Origin of the sequence: Mesorhizobium sp. B2-8-9 (genome assembly GCF_006439475.1) — a bacterium.
Lineage (GTDB): Bacteria > Pseudomonadota > Alphaproteobacteria > Rhizobiales > Rhizobiaceae > Mesorhizobium.
Genome location: NZ_VFTQ01000009.1, coordinates 121228 through 141298, shown reverse-complemented (window position 1 = coordinate 141298; position 20071 = coordinate 121228). Strand labels below are relative to the sequence as shown.

The following is a 20071-nucleotide window of genomic DNA, read 5'->3' as shown; positions in this document are numbered from 1 at the left end:
GGCGACAATGATCGCCGGGATCGACCATTTCGTGCTGACGGTCCGCTCGCTGGAAGCGACCTGCGATTTCTACCGGCGGGTGCTCGGCATGCGGCGGCTCGACGAACCGAACCGGCCGACCGCGCTTCTGTTCGGCTCGCAGAAGATCAACCTGCACGAAGTCGGTCGCACCTTCGAGCCGAAGGCGAAGGCGCCGACGCCGGGTTCCGGCGATTTCTGCCTCGTGGCGGCAGTGCCGCTTGCCGAGGTCCAGGCCAGCCTCGAGGCCAATGGCGTGGCGATCGAAGTCGGTCCGGTCGAACGCACCGGCGCGCGCGGCAAGATGATGTCGGTCTATTTCCGCGATCCGGACGGCAATCTGGTCGAGGTCAGCGAGTATCAACCCGGCTGAGATCGAGCCGCATGGCGCAGCGCTGGCCCGTAGGCATGCCGTGCCTGGCCTCGTCGTCGAGCAGGCTTGCCAGCCGTTCGTCAATCTCGGCGTCTTCCAGGATGCGAAATCCGGCCTTCCGATAGAAGGGCGCGTTCCAGGCGACGGCGCGAAACGTGGTCAGCGTCACCGCGGCCAGTCCGCGCCGCCCGGCGTCCGCGACCACCTGTTCGAGCAGCGCGCGGCCGATGCCTTGGCCCTGCCGGTCGAGGCGCACGTCCAACTCCCAGATATGCAGCGCATCGCCTTCGATCCCGGCGCTCAGGAAGCCGACCGGCCGGTCCTTCTCGTCTGCGGCAATCCAGCATGCGCCGGCGGCGATCAGCGCGCGATGCCGCTCGACGCTGATATTGTCGCCGTCGGCGAGCCACGCCAGTTCCGCAATGGCGCGGAACGCCAGCCCGGCGGACTGTTCGATCCGCGGCAGCGCCCCGGCGTCCTCGGCCCGCGCCGGTCTAATGGTGATCATCGGCTCCGCATCCGGGTTGTTTTCCTCAGTTTCGCCAGAATGACGCTGTTGTTACAGCCTGCGGCAGACCATCGCGGCGGCGTTCGTTGTTGCGCGGCCCGGTCGTCGCTATATCAAAGCTTGTTGCCTTTCTGCGCCCTCGAAGCGCAAGATGTGTTTGCGCGACCCGGTGGGTAGGGGCAGCGCGTATTGGACCGGGAACTGGAACAGAGTGCTTTTTCGACGCCGAGAGCCTGATGGCTTCCTGGAACAGGTGCGTACTTATCTTTGGCCGCGCCGCTCGTTCTCGCGTTCCGTGCAGTATTTCTCCAAACGCATCCTGCGGCTGAAGGCGACGCCGCATTCCGTCGCCGCCGGCGTCGCCGCGGGCGTTTTCGCCTCCTTCTTCCCGCTTGGCTTCCACTTCATCGTCGCCGCCGTGCTGTGCTGGATCATCGCCGGCAATCTGGTCGCGGCAGCGCTCGGCGCGGTGTTCTTCGGCAATCCGCTGACCTTCCCGCTTTTGTGGGGCGCGTCCTGGGAGACCGGCAAGCTGCTGCTGCATGAGCATCTGCCGAAGCACGGCCCGCCCGAGCATCTGGGCGAAATGATGCACAAGCTTTCCTTCGCCAAGCTCTGGCACCCCATTCTGGAGCCGATGCTGATCGGCGCGGTGCCGCTCGGCCTGGTCTTCGGGCTCGTGTTCTACGCCATCACCCGCTGGGGCATGACGGTGTTTCGCGAGCAGCGCCGGAAGCGCATGGCCGAGCGTGCCGAGAAGAAAGCGCGGCAGGGCCGACGGGAAGTGCCGGCGGAATGATCATCGGCATCGGCAGCGACCTGATCGACATCAGACGTATCGAGAAATCGCTGGAGCGGCACGGCCAGCGCTTCGTCCAGCGCATCTATACCGAGGTCGAGCAGGCCAAGTCGGAGGCGCGTGCCGCCCGCGCGGCTTCCTATGCCAAGCGCTTCGCCGCCAAGGAGGCCTGCGCCAAGGCGTTGGGTACCGGCATGGCCGAGGGCGTGTTCTGGCGCGACATGGGCGTGGTCAACCTGCCGAGCGGCGCGCCGACCATGGCGCTGACCGGCGGCGCCGCGGCCAGGCTGGAGAAAATCCTGCCGAAAGGCCACCGCGCCCTCATCCATCTCACCATCACCGACGATTTCCCGCTTGCTCAAGCCTTTGTGATCATCGAGGCAGTGCCCGCCGAACAAGCGCCACATTGATTCCATCTGACCACGAGCGGCATGACGTTGCCCAGCGCCCGCCGAGACTCTATACCAACATCGCACAATCGAGGACGACATGAGCGTGGCTGAAAAATCGCAGAAGAAATCCGGCGGGCTTGGTGAGACCTTTTCCGTCATCATCCAGGCTCTGCTGCTCGCGCTCGTCATCCGCACGCTGCTCTTCCAGCCTTTCTCCATTCCGTCCGGCTCGATGCGGCCGACGCTGCTCGAAGGCGACTATCTCTTCGTCACCAAATGGGCCTATGGCTATTCGCGTTACTCGTTGCCCTTCGGTCCCGATCTCTTCTCGGGCCGCATCTGGGGTTCCGAGCCCAAGCGCGGCGACGTGGTGGTGTTCAAGTTCCCGCCGGATCCGTCGGTCGATTACATCAAGCGCGTCGTCGGCCTGCCCGGCGACAAGATCCAGGTGAAGGACGGCCAGCTTTTCATCAATGACGTCGGCGTGCCGCGCGTGAAGACCGGCCAGATCGACAATCCCGATGTCACCGAGGAAAACCGGCCGATCGATGTCTACCGCGAAACGCTGCCGAACGGCGTCAGTTACGACACGCTCGACATCAATTCCGATTCGATCGGCGACAACACGCGCGAATTCGTCGTGCCGCCCGGGCACTATTTCATGATGGGCGACAATCGCGACAATTCCTCCGACAGCCGCTTCGCCGTCGGCTATGTGCCGGCCGAGAACCTTGTCGGCCGCGCCAACCTCATCTTCTTCTCGATCGCCGGCAAGGCGAGCCCGCTCGAGATATGGAAATGGCCGTCGTTGATGCGCGCCGGGCGCCTGTTCCATTTCGTCCACTAGAGCGATGGCGGCCAGCAAGCGTTTGACCGCCGATGCCCTTGCCGAAGCGCTTGTCGAGCGCACCGGCCATGTCTTCGCCGACCGCCAGCGCCTGCAGCGGGCGCTGACCCATGCCAGCGCCCGTTCGACCCATGCCGGCGTTGACTATGAGCGGTTCGAATTCCTTGGTGACCGCGTTCTCGGCCTCGTCGTGGCCGACATGCTGCTCGCCTCCTTTCCCGATGCCGCCGAAGGCGAGCTTTCGCTGCGCCTCAACGCGCTGGTCAATGCCGAGGCGCTGTCGGAAATCTCCGAACAGATCGGCCTGCCGGAACTGGTGCGCGCCGGTTCCGATGTGCGCAATCTCGAGGGCCGCAAGCGCACCAATCTGCGCGCCGATGCGCTGGAATCGCTGATCGCCGTGCTCTATCTCGACGGCGGGATAGACGCGGCGCGCGCGTTCATCCACCGCTACTGGCAGCCGCGCTCGCAGGCGATGGGTGCTGCCCGCCGCGACGCCAAGACCGAATTGCAGGAATGGGCGCATCAGGCCGCCGCCGGCGCCGTGCCCGCCTACCATATCGACGGCCGTGACGGACCGGACCACGACCCGGTGTTCACGGTCAGCGTAAAGGTCGGCTCTTTCGCGCCCGCCGTCGGCAGCGGCCGCTCCAAGCGCGAGGCCGAGCAGGCCGCGGCGGCTACTCTTTTGCTGCGCGAAGGCGTATGGAGCGCGGCATGACAGAAACGGAAATCACTCAAGTCCCCGCGACGCGCTCCGGTTTCGTAGCGCTGATCGGCGCGCCCAATGCCGGCAAGTCGACGCTGGTCAACCAACTGGTCGGCGCCAAGGTATCGATTGTCACCCACAAGGTGCAGACCACCCGCGCCATCGTGCGCGGCATTGCCACGCATGACAACGCGCAGATCGTCTTCGTCGACACGCCGGGCATCTTCAAGCCGAAGCGGCGGCTGGACACGGCGATGGTGACCACCGCCTGGGGCGGCGCCAAGGATGCCGATATCGTCGTGCTTCTGATCGACGCCGAGCGCGGCATCAAAGGCGATGCTGATGCCATCCTCGACCGGCTGAAGGACGTCAGGCAGCCGATGCTTCTGGTTCTCAACAAGGTCGACCGCGTCAAGCCGGAAACGCTTCTCGCCCTGGCCGCGACCGCGAACGAACGCGTGCCGTTCAAGCGCACTTTCATGGTCTCCGCGCTGACCGGCTCCGGCTGCAAGGACCTGCTCGATTATCTCGCCGAGACGCTTCCGGCCGGTCCCTGGTACTATCCGGAGGACCAGATCTCCGACCTGCCGATGCGCCAGCTCGCGGCCGAGATCACGCGCGAAAAACTTTATCTGAGGCTGCATCAGGAGCTTCCCTATTCCTCGCACATCGAAACCGAGAAATGGGAAGAGAAGAAGGACGGCTCGGTGCGCATCGAGCAGGTCATCTATGTCGAGCGCGACAGCCAGAAGAAGATCGTGCTCGGCCACAAGGGCGAGACGATCCGCGCCATCGGGCAAGCCGCGCGGATGGAGATCGCTGGCATTCTGGAGCAGAAGGTGCACCTCTTCCTGTTCGTGAAGGTGCGCGAGAACTGGGGCGACGACCCCGAGCGCTACCGCGAGATGGGGCTGGAGTTTCCCCGTTGATGCTTGCCGCGTAGAAGGACCCGGCAACGGGCCAGCGACATTGCATAATCCAAAGATAACCATCGATACCGAACTCGTCCGCCGGCTGGTCGATGCGCAGTTTCCGCAATGGCGGCATCTGCCGGTCAGCCCGGTCGAGTTCGGCGGCTGGGACAATCGCACCTTCCATCTCGGCGACGACATGACGGTCAGGCTGCCGAGCGCGGCCGCCTATTCGCTGCAGGTCGAGAAGGAACATCGCTGGCTGCCGAAACTCGCCCCACATCTGCCGCTGCCCATTCCGACGCCGCTGGCCATGGGCGAGCCGGCAGAGGGCTATCCCTGGCATTGGTCTGTCTATCGCTGGATCGACGGCGAGACGGCACGGAGCGCACGCATCGACGATTTCAACGCCTTCGCAGTCTCGCTCGCCGATTTCCTTCGTCGCGCTGCGAGGCATCGATGTGACGGATGGGCCTGCGCCTGGTCAGCATAATTTCCATCGCGGTGGATCGCTGAGCGTCTATGACGGCGAGGCGAGGCAGGCCATCGCCGCGCTCGAAGGCCGGATCGACACGCAAGCCGCAACGGCCGTATGGGAGGCAGCGCTTGCCGCCACCTGGCATGGCTCGCCGGTCTGGTTCCACGGCGATGTCGCCTCGGGCAATCTTCTGGTCGAGGACAGCAGCTTGAGCGCCGTCATCGATTTCGGCACCTCCGGCGTCGGCGACCCGTCCTGCGATCTTGCTATAAGCTGGACATTCTTCGAAGGCGAAAGCCGCGAGGCGTTTCGCACCCGCATCGACATCGACGACGCCACTTGGGCGCGCGGCCGCGGCTGGGCGCTATGGAAGGCGCTGATCACCGTCGCCGGGCACGACGCCAACCAGGCCGAGGCGGAAAGGCAGCGCAACGTGATCGACGAGGTGCTTGCCGATTACGAACGCTGGACGTGATCGCCATCTCTGAAGTGTCACAACTCTTCGGGTCATGCTCAAGGATTCTCGCCACCCAGGGCGGCCTTGCCGCGGCGCTCCATTTCGGCCGGCGATAGGTCTTCCTTCCATGTCAGCAGCACCCAGACATGGCCGAACGGGTCGCGCACGCTGGCTGAGTTCGCGCCGTAAAACATGTCCGTTGGAGGCTGGACTTGCTCGCAACCTGAAGCCACCGCGCGAGCCAGAACCGCTGCATTGTCATCCACCATCAGATGCAGGCCCGCCGTGCATGCTCCGAGATGCCGTGGCTCATCATAGATCCGGCTGGTGGGATCGCCGAGCATCACCGTTGCATTGCAGATGGTGAGCTCGCTATGGACGATCCGCCCATCCGGTGCCGTGATGCGCAACTCTTCTTCGGCACCGAACGCCTTGGCATAGAAGGCCACGGCCTTGGCCGCGCCTTGGACATAGATGTGCGGAACGACTGCGTTCAAGTAACGAAGAGGCCTTATCGTCATCGCTGGGCTCGTTGGTGCTCTCTGCCGCAACTGCTCGTACGGTTGGCGGTTTGCGCGACAGCGGCGCCATCATCATAAACACAGGCCGTCCTCTCCGGTTCCCGGACGTAGCGGCAGGACAAGAATGCTCGGTGGTCCGAAACGGCGGCCTGCCCTGTTGCGGCCGCCGCAATCCGTTGGCGCCTATGCTGTTGTGGCAACCACAAGCCGTGCCGCCGGCCGGCGCACGAATCTCTCCGTGCCGTAATACGCAACAATCGCGACCGTGATCATCGCCCAGATCGCTACAGCGATCCATTGCTGCTGCACATAGTCGCCTTCGACGAACACCTTCCCGAGGAAGCGCACGCTGTTCTGGTGCGTGACATGCATCAGGATGGCAAGCAGCACACTGCCGGTGTTCTGGTAGAGCCAGGTGAAGACGATAGCGGCCAGCACGACATTGATCGTGCCGTAGAGGCTGAGGTCGCCGACTAGGCCGAGCGGGAAATGCCAGACGGCCCATATCACGCCAAGGATCAGGCTGCTGGCGAGCGCCGAGCGGCAGGCAAGCAGGCGCGGTGCCGCAAAGCCGCGCCAGCCGGGTTCCTCGCCCAGTGGACCGCTGAAAACGGCGTAGAGCGCGATCATCGGCAGCATTTCGGAGACGGCGGGGATATTGCCCCAGGCGGGCTGCACCGAGCCGAACAGCGAATTGATCAGGATCGAGGCAAGCTGCGCCCCGAACGGCAGGCCGAACGCCGCCAGATACCAGATCGGGCGGACGCGCCATTTCACCATCGAGGTCAGGATCGCCTTGACCGCGCTCCAGCCACCGACAAGTGCCGCCACGATGAAGCCGGAAACGGCCGGTCCGAAAGTAAACCAGGGAATGCTCTCGCCATGCGACAGATAGAAGGGGATGAACGCCAGCCACGTCAAGCCTAGCGCCAGCGCAAAGAAGAAGGTCAACCGGTGTCTCCACACCAGGTTCAGGAAGGAGCTCATGTCGGATCTCGCATCGGGCAATGGTTGCGAAAGTCGCCTGCCCGCGAGGTCGACATTTCGGGAAAAGGCCGGCCGTTACGTTCGGCGGTCTGCGCTGGCCACCCGGTCAACGCGTCTGCATTTGACATTCGCGCGGCCCGAGAATCCCGAATGCTTTCTGAGAAAATTCCGATATTTGGAGCTGGCAGCATCCTCGCCGCTTGAGCCGTGTCAACCTTGATTTCGCCACCGAACAGGTGAAAAGCTCCCGCCATGGAATGGCGCGACGAGGGAATCGTTCTCGGCACTCGCAAGCATGGCGAAACCAGCGCCATCCTCGAGGTGATGACGCGTGCCCATGGCCGCCATCTCGGTCTGGTGCGGGGAGGGCGCTCGCGCAAGCAGCAGCCGGTGCTGCAGCCCGGCAACCGCGTCGACCTTCTGTGGCGGGCGCGGCTCGACGAGCATCTCGGCATCTTCCAGGCCGAAGCGATCGAGATGAACGCCGCGCGGCTGATGGACAGCGCCGTCGCCGTCTACGGCCTGCAGACCATGGCCGCGCATCTGAGGCTGCTGCCCGAGCGCGACGCTCATGGCGGGCTCTACGAGGCGCTTGCCGTAATGATCTCGCATCTCGATGATGCCGACGCGGCGGGAGAGCTGGTGGCGCGCTTCGAGCTGCTTATCCTCGATGAACTGGGCTTCGGCCTCGATCTCAGCCAATGCGCGGCGACCGGCACCAGGCAGGATCTCGCCTATGTGTCGCCGAAATCCGGACGCGCCGTCTCGCGCAGCGCCGGCGCGCCCTGGCATGACAAGATGCTGGCGCTTCCCGCCTTCCTGCAGCGCGGCTCCGGCCTGCGCGCCGATGCGGAAGCACTGGAAGACGCCTTCCGGCTGAGCGGCTTCTTCTTCACCCGCCATGTCTACGAGCCGCGCGGCCTCGAGCCGCCCGATGCCCGCGCCGGCTTTCTGGCCGCGCTGCGCCGGCACCATGCGGCGGTGAAGGCGATTGCCGGCCAGGCGGGATAGCAGAGGCAACCGCCTAATCCGCGCCCCGCCGCTCCAGGAAATCATCGAGCATGGGGCGCTGGCCCTTGAGAATCTTGATGCCAGCTTCGGGCAGCGAAAACCAGCCGGCCTTGTCGACTTCGGGAAACGCTTTCATGGTCCCCGATTTCGGCGGCCATTCCATGGTGAACATGTTGCTCCTGACGGCATTGGCATCAATGTCGGCCTCGACGCTCCACGCGATGACGATCTTGCCGCCCGGCTGCTTGTAGCTGCCGAGCGGCTGGAAATCGCCGTCGATGGCGACCCCAAGCTCCTCTTCGGCTTCACGCTTGGCGGCCTCGAGCTCGTCCTCTTTGTCGCCGATCAGTCCCTTCGGGATTGACCACGCGCCTTCATCCTTTCTGGACCAGAAAGGTCCGCCAGGATGAATGAGCAGAAATTCGAACACACCTGAGGCTCGCCTATGGATCAGCAGGCCGGCGCTTCGTTGCGGCATCGGTCACCTCACGGCATTTCTTCGATCGCGCGAGAATAGCACGAGTATTTCACGGCCGCGTTCACAGACTCCCGTCAGCCGCTTCGGCGGTTTGGCATTGGACAAACCGGCAAGTTGCTGGCAATCGGCGACGAAACATGCTCGATCTTGTTAGCCGGCAAGACGCTGATTTGCACCAGCCGTCTCATTGCCGCATTCTTTGGCCACGACCGGTCTGGTTTTGAGGGAAACCGCCATGTTTTTCAGCCTGATCGCCATTGCCGCCGTCATAGCTCTTTTCGTCATCGTCTCACGACAGCAGAACCGCATTGCGCTGGTCGAGCGCGAGCTCGGTATCCTGCGCGGCCTTGTGCAGCCTGGAGCTTCGCTGTCGGCGCCCAACGCGGCGGACGCCGCGCAGGACGGTCTTGCCGAGAAGGCCGAGGCAGCCGCGGCGCCTGCCGCGCCGTTGGCGGAGGGCGCGACCGCGGCCGAGGAGGTCGTCGCGAGGCCCGAGACCGCCGAAGGCGAGGCCGTGGCCGGACCCTGGACGAAGGGCAAGGCGGCACCGGTGCAATCCGCCGCACCGGCGCAACCCGCCACCGTAGCCGAGACGCCCGCGGCCGGATCTCCCGAGGCCCCCAAGGCGGCGCGCCAAACCGATGTCGAAACAGCGCTGGGCACTCGCTGGGCGGTCTGGGTCGGCGGCATCGCGCTGGCACTGGGCGGCCTGTTTCTGATCCGCTACACCATCGAGGCCGGCATTTTCGGCCCTGGCGTGCGCCTCGCCATGGCCGGCATCCTCGGCCTGGTGCTGATTGCCGGCGCCGAATTCATCCGTCGCACCGGCTTCAGGGTGCCGGTGCAGGGCGCCGCCGGCGCCTACATCCCCGCGATTCTGACCGGGGCGGGCGCCTTCATCCTGTTCGGCACGGTCTACGCGGCGCACGCCATCTATGGCTTCATCGGTCCGGCGACGGCTTTCGCGCTGCTTGGCATCATCGGCGTCGCGACCATTGGCGCTTCGCTCCTGCATGGCCTGGCGTTGGCCGGCATCGGCCTCGTCGGCGCCATGGTCACGCCGGCGCTGGTCGCCTCGGAAGCACCCAATCCCTGGGCCTTGTTCGTCTATCTCGCGATCGTGCTTGCCGCCACGGCGGCAATCGCCCGCATCCGCGACTGGAGGGCGCTGGTCGCCGCGGCCTTTGCCGGCGCCGGCGTCTGGACCATTCTCTACATGGTCGACGCGCCGGAGGTGAACCTCGCCGCCGTCCTGTTCATCAGCCTGGCGACGCTCGCCGTGCTGGCTTTCGTCTGGCTCGGCCTTTTCTTGGTTACTGGCCGCGACGATACGGCGCGCGGCTTCGACTGGCCTTCGATCGTTCCCGGCTTCTTCATCGCCTTGAGCGCGCTCGGCCTGTCCGTCGATCCGGCCTTTGCCAGCGCCGGCGATGCCTTGCACGGCGCGATCCTGCTGGCCGCGCTGGTCGCGGCGGCGCTCTACCGGCCGCGCGCGCTTCCGCTCGTCTTTGCCGCCGGCATCGCGACCGTGATGATCTATCTGGGTATCATCCCGCCCGCCACGATCGGGGCGGATGCGCTCGATGTCGGGCTCGACGCTCAGCCTTTGGTGTCGTCCGACGTGCTGACTTTCCGCATCGGCGTCGCGCTCGGCATGATCTTCCTCGCCGCCGGTTTCTGGGCGGCACGCCGCTTCGCCGCCGCCGCTCCAGTGCGCGCAGCCTGCTGGGCGGCCTGGGGCGTCATTGCGCCGCTGGTGGTGCTTCTGACGCTGTGGCTGACCTTCGGCGATATCGACCGCGATCTCGGCTATGCGCTGCCGGCCCTGTTGCTGGCGCTCGCCTTCGCCGCCGGCGGCGAATGGATCGCGCGCGCCGAGGAGCCGCCGCTGGCCGGCGGCCCGGCCGTGTCATTCGCGCTCGGCGGCGCCGGCGTCGCCGGCCTGCTGATGCTGCACATGGCCTTCGACTCCGGCTGGACGACCCTGCTGCTCGGCGCCGCCGCTGTCGTCCCGGCGCTGGCAACGCGCTGGCGCACCTACCCCGTGCTGGGCTGGATCGCGGTGGGCGCGGCGGTCGCCGTGCTCGGCCGCGTCGCCTTCGATCCGACCATCGTCGGCGCGGCATCTCTCGCCAGGACGCCGGTCTTGAACTGGCTGCTGCCGGGCTATGGCGTGCCGGCGCTCGCCTTCGGTTTCGCCGCCTGGCAGCTCGCCCGCACCACCAATGGCCGGCCGCGCCTTGCCATGGAAGCGGCGTCGGCCCTGTTCGCGCTGCTCACCATTGCCATGCTGGTGCGCCATGCCATGCATGGCGGCGTCATCGACACCGGCACCCTCACTCTTGCCGAACAGGCGATCTATACGCTGATCGCGCTCGGCGCCGGCGCCATACTGGTCGCCATCGACATGCGCTCGCCGAGCTCGGTCCTGCGTTATGGCTCGATGGCCGCCGGCGTGGTTTCGGCCGGCCTGATCGCCGTCCAGCATTTCGTCGTGCTGAACCCGCTGCTGACGGACGAGTCGACCGGTACGGTTCCCGTCTTCAACCTTTTGTTTCTCGCCTATCTGCTGCCGGCGGTCGCCGCCGGGGCGCTGGCACTCTATGTCCGCGACAAGCGCCCGCAATGGTATGCGGCAATGCTCGCGCTGATCGCCGCGCTGCTTGCCTTCGCCTATGCCACGCTCTCGGTGCGCCGCCTGTTCAAGGGCGAGTTCATCGCCCTGTGGAGCGGGCTCGGCCAGCTCGAGACCTATACCTACTCCGCGCTCTGGCTGGTCATCGGCGTGGCGCTGCTTGCCGCCGGCGTCCGGCTGAAATCGCAGGTATTGCGCATCGCGTCGGCGGCGCTGATCGCGGTCGCGGTGCTGAAAGTCTTCCTCTTCGACATGTCGGAACTCGAAGGCGTGCTGCGCGCGCTGTCCTTCATCGGTCTGGGTGCCGTACTGATCGGGATAGGGCTGTTCTATCAGCGGCTGCTGACAAGGGCGGCGAGGGAAGCGTGAGAGGCTGGAGCTCCTTGGGTCGTTGCGGCTATTTTCGAACGATCCCGCGCAGCCCGCGCTGGTCGGCTGCCTCTTTGATGAGGCCAGCAATCTTTCGAACGAATGCTGGACTGAAAGAACCGATGGGTTTCACCGTGACGAGGTCGTAAGCTTCGTCGGTCCGCACCCGGTTGTACTGGTCGAGGATCAGCCATGACGGAAAATCGAAGCCGCCCCTCCGACACTCGATCTCACTGACTGCAATATGCGTCGGGTTGCTGCGACGTAAGCGGGAACAGGAACAGCGCTGCCGGTGTAGTCGGAGTTCTGACCACGATGCAGACAGGACGCGCCTTGCGGCCGGATTCTTCACCAGCGTCGGCCTGCCGCGCCCACAGATAGTAATACCTGAGCAGATCGCCCGGCTTAAACATCCGACCCATCGTCGGCTGTGATGGCTTCCAAACCCGACATCAGCTCGTTGTGGGTCGCGTCAGGCGCGTTCTCGATCGTACAAGCGGCGGCATCAGACGAGCCAACGAGTTGCCAGTATTGTCTGGCTGAAAGGATGATCAGCTTCTCTTTACCGCGTTTCGTAAGAGCTACAGGCTCGATCATCGCCGTTTCGAGGATCTCGCCCGATGCGCGGTTCATGTATGAAAAGGTGAATTGTTTCATCGGCGCCTCATGCGTAATATACCCAGTATACCTATTTTACGTACTAAATAGTGGTCCTATGCGATTTGGGCCGGAATAAACCGCCCTCCGCCGGCGTTATTCATGCGCTTGGGTAACCGCAGCGGTTGGGCCGCTTCGCGCTGACTGCTTGCACCGCGCCGCGAAGGCGCGTTCTATCCGGATGGAAAGCGACCTCGAAACAAGCGGTCATGGACGACAAGAAGGCAGCGATCCTGAGCGAAATACCGCGGCTGCGGCGCTATGCGCGCTCGCTGCTGCGCGAGCGCGATTCCGCCGACGACCTGGTCCAGGATTGCCTGGAGCGGGCGCTCGTGCGGCTCGACAACTGGCAGACTGGAGAGAGCCCCCGGAGGTGGCTGTTTACGATCATGCATCACTTGTTCATCGACCAGATGCGCAAGGTCAACCGGCGCGGCGAGGCGGCGATGCTGCCTCTCGAAGCCGGTGAAGCCCAAGCCGCACCCGCCGATCAGGTCGAGACCATCGCCTCGCGCGAGATCATGGATGCCTTGCAGGCGATCAGCCCCGATCGCCGCGCGGCCTTGGTGATGGTCGCCATCGAGGGTTTTTCCTATGCCGAGGCCGCCAACATCCTTGGCGTGCCGGCCGGCACGCTGATGTCGCGCATTGCGCGCGGCCGCGAGGAATTGCGAGGATTGCTCGATGACACATCGCGCCGCCGCTCGATAAGGATCGTCGAAAAATGACCCGCAGCGATTTTTCCGAACGCGATATCCATATGGCCCTCGACGGCGAACTGCCGGGCGAGGAGCGCATGGCTTACGAAGCCTGGCTCGAGGGCAATCCCGAGATGAAGGCAAAGTCCGCGCGCTACATCGCCGACCGCGCCGCCATGCGCGCCGCCCTGGTCGGCGTGATGGAAGAGCCGGTGCCGGCAAGGCTGCGGCAGGTCGTGCTTGGCGACGCGCCTGCAAAAGCATCGCCCTGGCGCTCGCGCTGGTGGCTCTCGGCCGCGGCCGCCGTTGTGCTCGCTGTGGGCGGCCTCGGCGGCTATGTCGCCGGCATCGACAGCGTCAGCCGCGGCGACGACGGCGACGACCAGCTCGCCGAGCAGGCGATCGCTGCCCATGTCTTGTACGCCGCCGAGAAGCGCCATGCCGTCGAGGTCCCGGCAAGCGACAAGGACCATCTCCAGACCTGGCTGTCGAACCGAGTCGGGCTGAAGCTGGTTGCGCCCGACCTGGCGGCCGAGGGCTTCCAACTGGTCGGTGGCCGGCTGCTGCCGGCCGGCGGCCAGGGCAAGGCGGCGATGCTGCTCTACGAGGACGCCAAGGGCGAGCGCATCTCGCTCTTTGTCACCGCCGAATCGTCGGCGACGTCCAAGGGCACCTATACTGCCGAGGGGGGCGGACCGGAGGCGGTCTACTGGCTGGATAAAGGCTATGCTTGCGCCGTCGTCGGCTCGTTGCCGCCGGAGCGGCTGTCGGATGTCGCAAAAACCGCCTATGGCCAGCTCGTGGCAGGCATATCGAGCTGAACCGGCTGCCTTTTTTCGGCGGCCGGCAGCCCTTTGAACGGCAGTCCTGTTCAAACGCTTTGCCCTTTCCAGCCGGGGCGGAAACTGTCACAATTCAGCCCTAATCAAGGAGCGATAGCGCTTGATGAATACTGGCGGTCCGGCCGGTGTTCGCGACGCATCCACCGGGGCCGTTTTCTTTAACCCAATCGAGGTTCTCCCAAGCCCGCATGCCTGCCGAGATCCGCAAGGCCCGCGCGTCAGACGTCGATGACCTCGCTGCCATCGAGAAGGCTGTTTTTCCGGGCGACAGGCTCTCGCGCCGCTCCTTTCGCCAGTTCATCGAACGCGAAACCGCCGAGATGCTGGTGGCCGAGAACGAGGGCCGCGTCGCCGGCTATGCGGTGGTGCTGTTTCGCAAGGGCAGCGGAGTGGCGCGGCTCTATTCCATCGCCGTCGGCCCCTTCTTCGGTCGGCTCGGTATCGGCCGCCTTCTGCTGGCGGCCGCCGAGGAAGCGGCCTTCGAGCACGACCGGCTGTTGCTGCGCCTCGAAGTGCGCGAGGACAACGACCGCGCCATCCGGATCTACGAGCAGGCCGGCTATCGAAAACTGGGCCGCGAGCCCGACTATTACGAGGATGGCGCCACGGCGCTGCGCTACGAAAAGACGCTGCGCGGCGACACTCCGACCGCGACCAGGGTGCCGTTCTACCAGCAGACCTGCGAGTTCACCTGCGGCCCTTGCTGCCTGATGATGGCGATGGCCAATTTCGATCCTGGCTTCGTGCCCGATCCCGTCATGGAAATCCGCCTGTGGCGCGAGGCGACCACGGTCTTCATGATGTCCGGCCCTGGCGGCTGCGAGCCTTTCGGCCTGGCGGTCGCCGGCTATGAGAGCGGACTTGCGGCCGAGATATTCGTCTCCTTTTACGGCGCGTTGTTCCTGCAGTCGGTGAGGAGCGAGGACAAGCGCCGGGTGATGGAGCTTGCCCAGGTCGATTTCCGCCGCCGTGCCGAACTTTACGGCATCCCTGTCAATTACCGTCCGTTCGGCATCGGCGACATCCGTGACGCCCTTGCCGAGGGCAAACTGGTTGTGGTCCTGATCAGCGGCTTCCTGATGTTCGGCAAGAAGGTGCCGCATTGGGTGCTGGCCATCGGCGACGATGGCGACCATATCCTGATCCACGATCCCTGGGTCGAGGATGAAAGGCAGGAAACGATCCTCGATGCCGCGAACATTCCGGTGCCCTACGACATCTTCATGAATATGGCGCAGTTCGGCCGCGACGGTTTGCGCGCCGCCATCACTCTGGGAAAACGCTGAGACAATGACCTGGGTTATCCTGACAGGCAGGCAGAACGATCTCGATCAGGTGGCCACACCCCACAAGATCATCACCAACCGCGACTATCTCGCGCATCCGGCGCTGTTCCGCGGCCAGCGGCCGAAGGTGATCAACCTGTCGAACAACTACGGCTATCAGAGCCGCGGCTACTATGCCTCGCTGCTGGCCGGCTCGCGCGGCCACAGGGTGATCCCGACCGTCGAGACCATGATCGACCTTTCGGAGCGCAAGCTCTACGAGCACGCGCTGCCGGAGCTCGAGCTCGCCCTGAACAAATGCCGCAAGGATCTCGGCGGGATCTTTCCGGCCAAGGTAGCGATCTTCTTCGGCATCGGTCCGTCGAAGATATGGGATCGTTTCGCCAAGCTGTTGTTCGACTGGTTCCGCGCGCCGGCGCTCGAGGTCCACATCAAGGACAGCGCCGAATGGGCCTCGATCCGCAAGATTGGCTTCCTGCCGCTTGCCCGCATGTCCGAGGATGAGGAAGAGTTCTTCCTGCAGTGCCTGGACACTTACACCAACCGCGAATGGCGCGACACCAAGGGCCGCACGCCGGCGCGCTATACGTTCGCGACGCTGGTCGACCCGCATGAGGAACTGCCGCCGTCGGAGATTTCCTCGCTGCGCTATTGGGCGAGAATCGCCGAGAAGATGGGCGTCGAGGTCGAGCCGATCACCAGGAAGGACCTCGCCAAACTCGCTAACTACGACGCGCTGTTTATCCGCGAGACCACGGCGATCTCCAACCACACCTACCGCTTCGCGCGCCGCGCCCAGCAGGAAGGCATGCCGGTGATCGACGATCCGCTGTCGATGATCCGCTGCACCAACAAGGTCTATCTCAACGAGCTGATGACCTACAACAAAGTGCCGGTGCCGCCGACGGTGATGATTGCCGGCACGTCCGACTTCGAGGTGGCGGCGCAGACGCTCGGCTTCCCCCTGGTGCTGAAGATCCCGGATTCGTCTTTCTCGCGCGGCGTCAAGAAATGCGAGAACATGTCGGAGCTGACCAAGCTCGCGACCGAATGGCTGGACGATTCCGATCTCTTGATCGCGCAGAAATTCATCCCGACCGAATATGACTGGCGCGTCGGCGTGCTCGGCGGCCAGCCGCTGTTTGCCGTGCATTATCTGATGGCGAAGAAGCACTGGCAGATCGTCAACCACAAGGCCAGCGGCAAGCCCGACCAGGGCGGCATCAAGACGTTCACGCTGAAGCAGACGCCGCCCCATGTCGTCGAGACGGCGGTGCGGGCGGCAAAATGCATCGGCGACGGGCTCTACGGCGTCGACCTCAAGGAGACCAAGGACGGGGTCTTCGTCATCGAGGTCAACGATAATCCCAACCTCGACCACGGCTGGGAGGATTCCGGCGAGAAGGACGAGCTCTGGGTACGGCTGACGCAGTGGTTCCTGGAGCGCCTGGAAAGGCCGGACAAGTAGTGGCGGGAGAAGAGGAACTGGGGAACTGAGGAACTGAAATTGAAGAATTGAAGAATTGAAGAATTGAAGAATTGAAGAATTGAAGGATTGAAGAATGGAGTGTCTGGCGGAACCATCCGTCCTCGCTTTCTCAGCTCCTCGTTTCCTGATCTCCTCAGTTCATCAGTTCCCCAGTTCCTCAATTCCCCAAGTCGCAATCACTCAAACCGAGGGAAACAAATGCTGTTCCTAGTGATCGAGGACTTTCATGGCGCGGACCGCAAGGAGATCTATCGCCGCTTTCGCGACAAGGGCCGGCTGAAGCCTGACGAGCTCGTTGTCCACCACTCCTGGATCGCGGCCGACATGAGCCGCTGCTTCCTGCTGGTGGAGGCCGACGACGTCACGATCCTGCAGCGCTGGGCCATCGAGTGGAACGACCTCGTCGAGTTCGAGATCGTTCCGGTAGCGACGAGCAAGGACATGGTTGCGGCGCTGGCCGGGCATCTCTAAGCGAATATCCTAGCCCGCCGTTTCTTCAATTTGCGCAGAACTGCCTAACTGCGTCTTAAGCCCGGCTTGCTATTCCGCCTATATTGTGGATTGCCCAGAGGCTCTAAAAAGATGATCAGGCTGTTTCAATCGGGCAATTGCGGCCAAATTCTTTACCTCGTTCTTTTGGTCTTCTTGATCGGGTTTGATTTTGCCAAGGACCCTATCCAGCATTTTCTGGTCGGGACCAAAGAGAACATTCAAAGGCAGATCTATGCGGCTGACGGCAACAGTATGGCCCTGAGCCAAAAGTCCTTTGTCGAGGAACTGAGGACGCCGGACTATGGGATGCACGATAAGCCGAAATCCGCCGAGCAACTTGCTTCCGGCATGGTCGCCAGAGGGCTCGCTATGGAGGCAAAGAGCTCCGCCATCGGCACGGTCTATATCTCCATCCTTGTGGCGATGGGCTTTGCCACCATCGTCGCGATCATTTGGATGGTATTCGCCCGCGTGCGCGACATTGGTTGGCCGGCCGCGGTAGGGTTCGGCGTTCTTGCGCCGAAGCTTGCAATTTCAGTTCTTCCCGGCAGTCTTCCGCCGCCGGCCTTTGACATCCTGCAATACAGCTTCATCGCCGCAATAATAGTGCTTGGGTTCGTGCCGGGTGGATTTGCCCACGGACCGCGTGCCGAACCGGCTCGGCAGGCAATCATACCCGAGCCGGCGCGTCGTGCCCCTGGCCAATTCGGTCAAAGACGGCGCTGAGCTGCGGCGCCAAGCGCCGGCGATCCGACCGCGCGCACACCGAGCGCATCTGCAGCTGCACATTGACCCTTCGTGCACGACAGCCAGAAAGACTTCGATTCCGTGGACCGGTACGCGCTCCATAATTTAACGATACTTAATTATGAGCTCAGTATACAAGGCATAACCAAAACCGCATCCATTCGGCAATTTGCTGGAGGCGAATGACTTCAGCAGAGGGGGAAAATTGACAGCTGTCGTTGGACTCCGGCCACAAAACATCGCGCGTGGTATTTCGCTGATTATCGCAGCGGCCCTTGCAATCTCCATCCAGGACGTCGTTTTCAAGCTCTTCAGCGGCGAGCTGACCCTTTGGCAAATATTTTGCTTGCGTGGCGTTTTGGTTATCCCGATGCTCTTCGCAGCCTGCTGGGTGAGCGGCGCACAGCGGGGCATCCTGGAAGCCGCCTTGGGTAAGTGGCCGCTTCTGCGTTCTATGTTTATTACGGCCAGCTTGTTGGCTTTCTATGGGGCGCTTCCATTCTTAAGCTTATCGACCGTCGGAGCAGCCAACTACATAGCTCCCATTTTTATAACGTTGCTGTCCGCATATGCGATTAGAGAACCGGTCGGACCGCTGGGATGGCTGGGGGTTTGCCTCGGATTTGCGGGTGTCGTGGTTTTGCTGCAGCCGGGAACTGACGCTTTCTCTCCATGGGCATTGCTTCCAATTGTCGGGGCTGCATCCTACGCTCTGGCGCATATCACGACACGGGCGAGGTGCCAGAACGTCCCCCTTGCAGCTCTATCGCTGTCACAGAATATCGTCATGTTGCTGGCCGGGGCAGTTGTCAGCTTGTCGATGCTTTGGCTCCAACCGCAAGGCACATTTGCGGACGCCTATCCGTACATTTTTGGCGCCTGGTCAAAAGTCGGTCTGAACGATTGGCTTGTCCTGACACTGCTTGCCGGATTTGCGATTATCAACGGAATGTTGCTGGGAGGGGCCTACCAGACTGCGCCGCCTGCCGTCGTTTCAACATTCGAGTACAGCTATTTGGTATTTGTCACGCTTTGGGACATTTTGTTCTTCGGGATAGCACCCAGCGCGGCCTCTATTTCGGGCATGGTCTTAATTGTAGTAGCAGGATTGCTGGTGCTACGCCGCAAACGCGCAGTGAGGACAGAAAGTGGTGACGTTATGTCTGGCGCCCAAAAGTCAGACATCGTGACATAACCGCCCAGCCCTACAAGTAGCCATTCTGCGCAATTACCTCGCGGCACCAACGCCGCGGCCGCAAAGCTGCCTGTCCGCGCCGCCGCTTCGAAGGCTTGAAGTCCGCGCAAGGAGAGAAGGGCGGCCATGACAATCCGAAAGATAGGATTAGTTTACCTCTTCGCAGAAATCCTCGTTTTTCGAGAGGTTTGTTTCTGGGTATCGTGATCTCATGAACGCAATCGACCACGACGCAGCCATCGACCATCGCTCCGTGATAGCCTCGCTGACGAATGAGGAGCGCAGCCGGCTGACTGGCAAATCGGATGGGCCGGCCCTTGTTCAGTTGGCGCTCCATCTCGGCGCGATCATCCTCCTGGGCGCGCTGATCGCGGCCAAGGTGCGTTTCTGGCCGGTCCTGATGCTGCCGCAGGGCATCCTGATCGTGTTCCTGTTCACGCTGCTGCATGAAACGGTGCACAGGACGGCGTTCGAAACGCAGTGGTTGAACGATACCGTCGCGCGCTTTTGCAGCCTGGCGCTCGCGCTGCCGGCCGTCTGGTTCCGCTACTTCCACTTCGCCCATCACCGCTTCACCCAGGATCCCGAAAACGATCCGGAGCTGGCTTTCCCGAAGCCCGAAACGGTGCGGCAATACATCATCCACGTCTCCGGCCTGCCGGTGTGGTGGGGGCATGTCAAGACGCTCTACACCAATGCAATTGGGCGCTGCCGCGACACCTACGTGCCGCCGAAGGGCTTGCCGAAGGTGAAGGCCGAGGCACGGGCGATGATCGCCTTCTATGTCGTCCTGCTGGCGCTTGCGGTCTGGTTCAGGGCCTCGGTGCTGCTCTATGTCTGGATCGTGCCGGCACTGCTCGGCCAGCCGTTCCTCAGGCTCTATCTGTTGGCCGAGCACGGCCGCTGTCCCTTTGTCGCCAACATGCTGGAAAACACGCGCACGACGCTGACCAACTGGCTGGTGCGCAAGCTCGCCTGGAACATGCCTTACCATGCCGAACACCACGCCTATCCCGGCGTGCCGTTCCACCAGCTGCCGGAATTTCACCGCCTGATCGAGCGGCACCTCAAGGTGGTCGAGCCAGGCTATGTCTCTTTCCACGAGAAATACATAGAGGCACTGCGCTAGCGCGTGTCGATATTCAGGTGATGCCGGCCTGCAAATGCCAGCT

General features: G+C 63.4%; 22 protein-coding genes and 1 pseudogene. 17 read left to right on the top strand and 6 right to left on the bottom strand.

The genetic code is table 11. The features are described 5' to 3' along the window. Positions 1 to 7 precede the first annotated feature (7 nt). Positions 8 to 391, top strand: a complete 384-nt coding sequence (locus FJ423_RS13945) for a VOC family protein (protein ID WP_140842512.1) — start codon at positions 8 to 10, stop codon at positions 389 to 391. On the opposite strand, the gene FJ423_RS13940 is transcribed toward FJ423_RS13945, so the two are convergent. Further along, complete coding sequence (locus FJ423_RS13940) at positions 369 to 899, bottom strand: GNAT family N-acetyltransferase (protein WP_140842510.1); 531 nt, start codon at positions 897 to 899, stop codon at positions 369 to 371. The genes FJ423_RS13945 and FJ423_RS13940 overlap by 23 nt on opposite strands. Positions 900 to 1110: 211 nt before the next feature. Here FJ423_RS13940 and FJ423_RS13935 point away from each other — a divergent pair, with 211 nt between their 5' ends. The 6 genes and pseudogenes from FJ423_RS13935 (at position 1111) to FJ423_RS13910 (ending at position 5510) form a co-directional block, all read left to right on the top strand. After that, entirely contained in the window at positions 1111 to 1698 is a 588-nt protein-coding gene (locus FJ423_RS13935) for a DUF2062 domain-containing protein (protein ID WP_140842508.1), read from the top strand. Continuing rightward, entirely contained in the window at positions 1695 to 2108 is a 414-nt protein-coding gene (gene acpS / locus FJ423_RS13930) for a holo-ACP synthase (protein WP_140699845.1), read from the top strand. The genes FJ423_RS13935 and acpS overlap by 4 nt, the downstream gene beginning before the upstream one ends. A gap of 79 nt (positions 2109 to 2187) precedes the next feature. Next, positions 2188 to 2937 (top strand): signal peptidase I, encoded by a 750-nt coding sequence (lepB, locus tag FJ423_RS13925; RefSeq protein WP_095766934.1) that lies wholly within the window; start codon positions 2188 to 2190, stop codon positions 2935 to 2937. 4 nt (positions 2938 to 2941) lie between these two features. Beyond that, positions 2942 to 3658 carry a ribonuclease III gene (gene rnc, locus FJ423_RS13920; protein ID WP_140842506.1) on the top strand — a complete coding sequence of 239 codons (717 nt, stop codon included), beginning with the start codon at positions 2942 to 2944 and terminating at the stop codon, positions 3656 to 3658. After that, the gene (era, locus tag FJ423_RS13915; RefSeq protein WP_140842504.1) at positions 3643 to 4575 is read left to right on the top strand and encodes a GTPase Era; all 933 of its coding nucleotides are present in this window, start codon (positions 3643 to 3645) and stop codon (positions 4573 to 4575) included. Before rnc ends, era begins: the two co-directional genes overlap by 16 nt. A gap of 40 nt (positions 4576 to 4615) precedes the next feature. Next, positions 4616 to 5510, top strand: a pseudogene (locus tag FJ423_RS13910) (aminoglycoside phosphotransferase family protein). A 38-nt stretch (positions 5511 to 5548) separates the two neighbouring features. Here FJ423_RS13910 and FJ423_RS13905 read toward each other — a convergent pair. Then, positions 5549 to 5989: a VOC family protein gene (locus FJ423_RS13905; RefSeq protein ID WP_210239560.1), complete on the bottom strand. Its 441-nt coding sequence runs from the start codon at positions 5987 to 5989 to the stop codon at positions 5549 to 5551. 207 nt (positions 5990 to 6196) lie between these two features. Then, positions 6197 to 7000, bottom strand: coding sequence for a type II CAAX endopeptidase family protein (locus tag FJ423_RS13900; RefSeq protein ID WP_140842501.1), 804 nt, complete (start codon positions 6998 to 7000; stop codon positions 6197 to 6199). Positions 7001 to 7252: 252 nt separating this feature from the next. On the opposite strand from FJ423_RS13900, the gene recO reads away from it, so the two are divergent. After that, positions 7253 to 8011 (top strand): DNA repair protein RecO, encoded by a 759-nt coding sequence (gene recO, locus FJ423_RS13895; protein WP_140842499.1) that lies wholly within the window; start codon positions 7253 to 7255, stop codon positions 8009 to 8011. Between the two features lie 13 nt (positions 8012 to 8024). Here recO and FJ423_RS13890 read toward each other — a convergent pair whose 3' ends face one another. After that, positions 8025 to 8489 carry an NUDIX domain-containing protein gene (locus FJ423_RS13890; RefSeq protein WP_140842497.1) on the bottom strand — a complete coding sequence of 155 codons (465 nt, stop codon included), beginning with the start codon at positions 8487 to 8489 and terminating at the stop codon, positions 8025 to 8027. A 235-nt stretch (positions 8490 to 8724) separates the two neighbouring features. On the opposite strand from FJ423_RS13890, the gene FJ423_RS13885 reads away from it, so the two are divergent. Continuing rightward, positions 8725 to 11493, top strand: coding sequence for a DUF2339 domain-containing protein (locus FJ423_RS13885; protein WP_140842495.1), 2769 nt, complete (start codon positions 8725 to 8727; stop codon positions 11491 to 11493). 28 nt (positions 11494 to 11521) lie between these two features. Here the strand turns inward: FJ423_RS13885 and FJ423_RS13880 are convergent, their stop codons facing one another. Both FJ423_RS13880 and FJ423_RS13875 read right to left on the bottom strand, forming a co-directional pair. Beyond that, a complete protein-coding gene (locus tag FJ423_RS13880) occupies positions 11522 to 11845 on the bottom strand; it encodes a hypothetical protein (RefSeq protein ID WP_224607503.1) in 324 nt (107 codons plus the stop codon). A gap of 53 nt (positions 11846 to 11898) precedes the next feature. Further along, positions 11899 to 12150 carry a prevent-host-death protein gene (locus FJ423_RS13875; RefSeq protein WP_140842493.1) on the bottom strand — a complete coding sequence of 84 codons (252 nt, stop codon included), beginning with the start codon at positions 12148 to 12150 and terminating at the stop codon, positions 11899 to 11901. A gap of 209 nt (positions 12151 to 12359) precedes the next feature. On the opposite strand from FJ423_RS13875, the gene FJ423_RS13870 reads away from it, so the two are divergent. The 8 genes from FJ423_RS13870 (at position 12360) to FJ423_RS13835 (ending at position 20028) form a co-directional block, all read left to right on the top strand. Next, positions 12360 to 12878 (top strand): RNA polymerase sigma factor, encoded by a 519-nt coding sequence (locus FJ423_RS13870; RefSeq protein WP_040984221.1) that lies wholly within the window; start codon positions 12360 to 12362, stop codon positions 12876 to 12878. After that, positions 12875 to 13669, top strand: coding sequence for an anti-sigma factor (locus FJ423_RS13865; RefSeq protein ID WP_140842491.1), 795 nt, complete (start codon positions 12875 to 12877; stop codon positions 13667 to 13669). Before FJ423_RS13870 ends, FJ423_RS13865 begins: the two co-directional genes overlap by 4 nt. Before the next feature lie 209 nt (positions 13670 to 13878). Further along, on the top strand, positions 13879 to 14976 hold the full coding sequence (locus tag FJ423_RS13860; RefSeq protein ID WP_140842489.1) for a GNAT family N-acetyltransferase/peptidase C39 family protein: 1098 nt from the start codon (positions 13879 to 13881) through the stop codon (positions 14974 to 14976). A gap of 4 nt (positions 14977 to 14980) precedes the next feature. Beyond that, a complete protein-coding gene (locus FJ423_RS13855; RefSeq protein WP_140842487.1) occupies positions 14981 to 16444 on the top strand; it encodes a RimK family protein in 1464 nt (487 codons plus the stop codon). A gap of 219 nt (positions 16445 to 16663) precedes the next feature. After that, positions 16664 to 16936: a DUF3303 family protein gene (locus FJ423_RS13850; protein ID WP_095766946.1), complete on the top strand. Its 273-nt coding sequence runs from the start codon at positions 16664 to 16666 to the stop codon at positions 16934 to 16936. A gap of 111 nt (positions 16937 to 17047) precedes the next feature. Continuing rightward, complete coding sequence (locus FJ423_RS13845; RefSeq protein WP_140842485.1) at positions 17048 to 17683, top strand: hypothetical protein; 636 nt, start codon at positions 17048 to 17050, stop codon at positions 17681 to 17683. Positions 17684 to 17909: 226 nt separating this feature from the next. Further along, a complete protein-coding gene (locus FJ423_RS13840) occupies positions 17910 to 18899 on the top strand; it encodes a DMT family transporter (protein WP_181174794.1) in 990 nt (329 codons plus the stop codon). Positions 18900 to 19137: 238 nt separating this feature from the next. Beyond that, positions 19138 to 20028, top strand: a complete 891-nt coding sequence (locus tag FJ423_RS13835; RefSeq protein WP_140842601.1) for a fatty acid desaturase family protein — start codon at positions 19138 to 19140, stop codon at positions 20026 to 20028. Positions 20029 to 20071 lie beyond the last annotated feature (43 nt).

What these genes read in the sequence shown, in the direction of transcription:
- FJ423_RS13945 (WP_140842512.1), top strand. Translation starts at nt 8, where the DNA reads ATGATCGCCGGGATCGACCATTTCGTGCTGACGGTCCGCTCGCTGGAA.
- FJ423_RS13940 (WP_140842510.1), bottom strand. Translation starts at nt 899, where the DNA reads ATGATCACCATTAGACCGGCGCGGGCCGAGGACGCCGGGGCGCTGCCG.
- acpS (WP_140699845.1), top strand. Translation starts at nt 1,695, where the DNA reads ATGATCATCGGCATCGGCAGCGACCTGATCGACATCAGACGTATCGAG.
- lepB (WP_095766934.1), top strand. Translation starts at nt 2,188, where the DNA reads ATGAGCGTGGCTGAAAAATCGCAGAAGAAATCCGGCGGGCTTGGTGAG.
- rnc (WP_140842506.1), top strand. Translation starts at nt 2,942, where the DNA reads ATGGCGGCCAGCAAGCGTTTGACCGCCGATGCCCTTGCCGAAGCGCTT.
- era (WP_140842504.1), top strand. Translation starts at nt 3,643, where the DNA reads ATGGAGCGCGGCATGACAGAAACGGAAATCACTCAAGTCCCCGCGACG.
- FJ423_RS13900 (WP_140842501.1), bottom strand. Translation starts at nt 7,000, where the DNA reads ATGAGCTCCTTCCTGAACCTGGTGTGGAGACACCGGTTGACCTTCTTC.
- recO (WP_140842499.1), top strand. Translation starts at nt 7,253, where the DNA reads ATGGAATGGCGCGACGAGGGAATCGTTCTCGGCACTCGCAAGCATGGC.
- FJ423_RS13890 (WP_140842497.1), bottom strand. Translation starts at nt 8,489, where the DNA reads ATGCCGCAACGAAGCGCCGGCCTGCTGATCCATAGGCGAGCCTCAGGT.
- FJ423_RS13885 (WP_140842495.1), top strand. Translation starts at nt 8,725, where the DNA reads ATGTTTTTCAGCCTGATCGCCATTGCCGCCGTCATAGCTCTTTTCGTC.
- FJ423_RS13875 (WP_140842493.1), bottom strand. Translation starts at nt 12,150, where the DNA reads ATGAAACAATTCACCTTTTCATACATGAACCGCGCATCGGGCGAGATC.
- FJ423_RS13870 (WP_040984221.1), top strand. Translation starts at nt 12,360, where the DNA reads ATGGACGACAAGAAGGCAGCGATCCTGAGCGAAATACCGCGGCTGCGG.
- FJ423_RS13865 (WP_140842491.1), top strand. Translation starts at nt 12,875, where the DNA reads ATGACCCGCAGCGATTTTTCCGAACGCGATATCCATATGGCCCTCGAC.
- FJ423_RS13860 (WP_140842489.1), top strand. Translation starts at nt 13,879, where the DNA reads ATGCCTGCCGAGATCCGCAAGGCCCGCGCGTCAGACGTCGATGACCTC.
- FJ423_RS13855 (WP_140842487.1), top strand. Translation starts at nt 14,981, where the DNA reads ATGACCTGGGTTATCCTGACAGGCAGGCAGAACGATCTCGATCAGGTG.
- FJ423_RS13850 (WP_095766946.1), top strand. Translation starts at nt 16,664, where the DNA reads ATGCTGTTCCTAGTGATCGAGGACTTTCATGGCGCGGACCGCAAGGAG.
- FJ423_RS13845 (WP_140842485.1), top strand. Translation starts at nt 17,048, where the DNA reads ATGATCAGGCTGTTTCAATCGGGCAATTGCGGCCAAATTCTTTACCTC.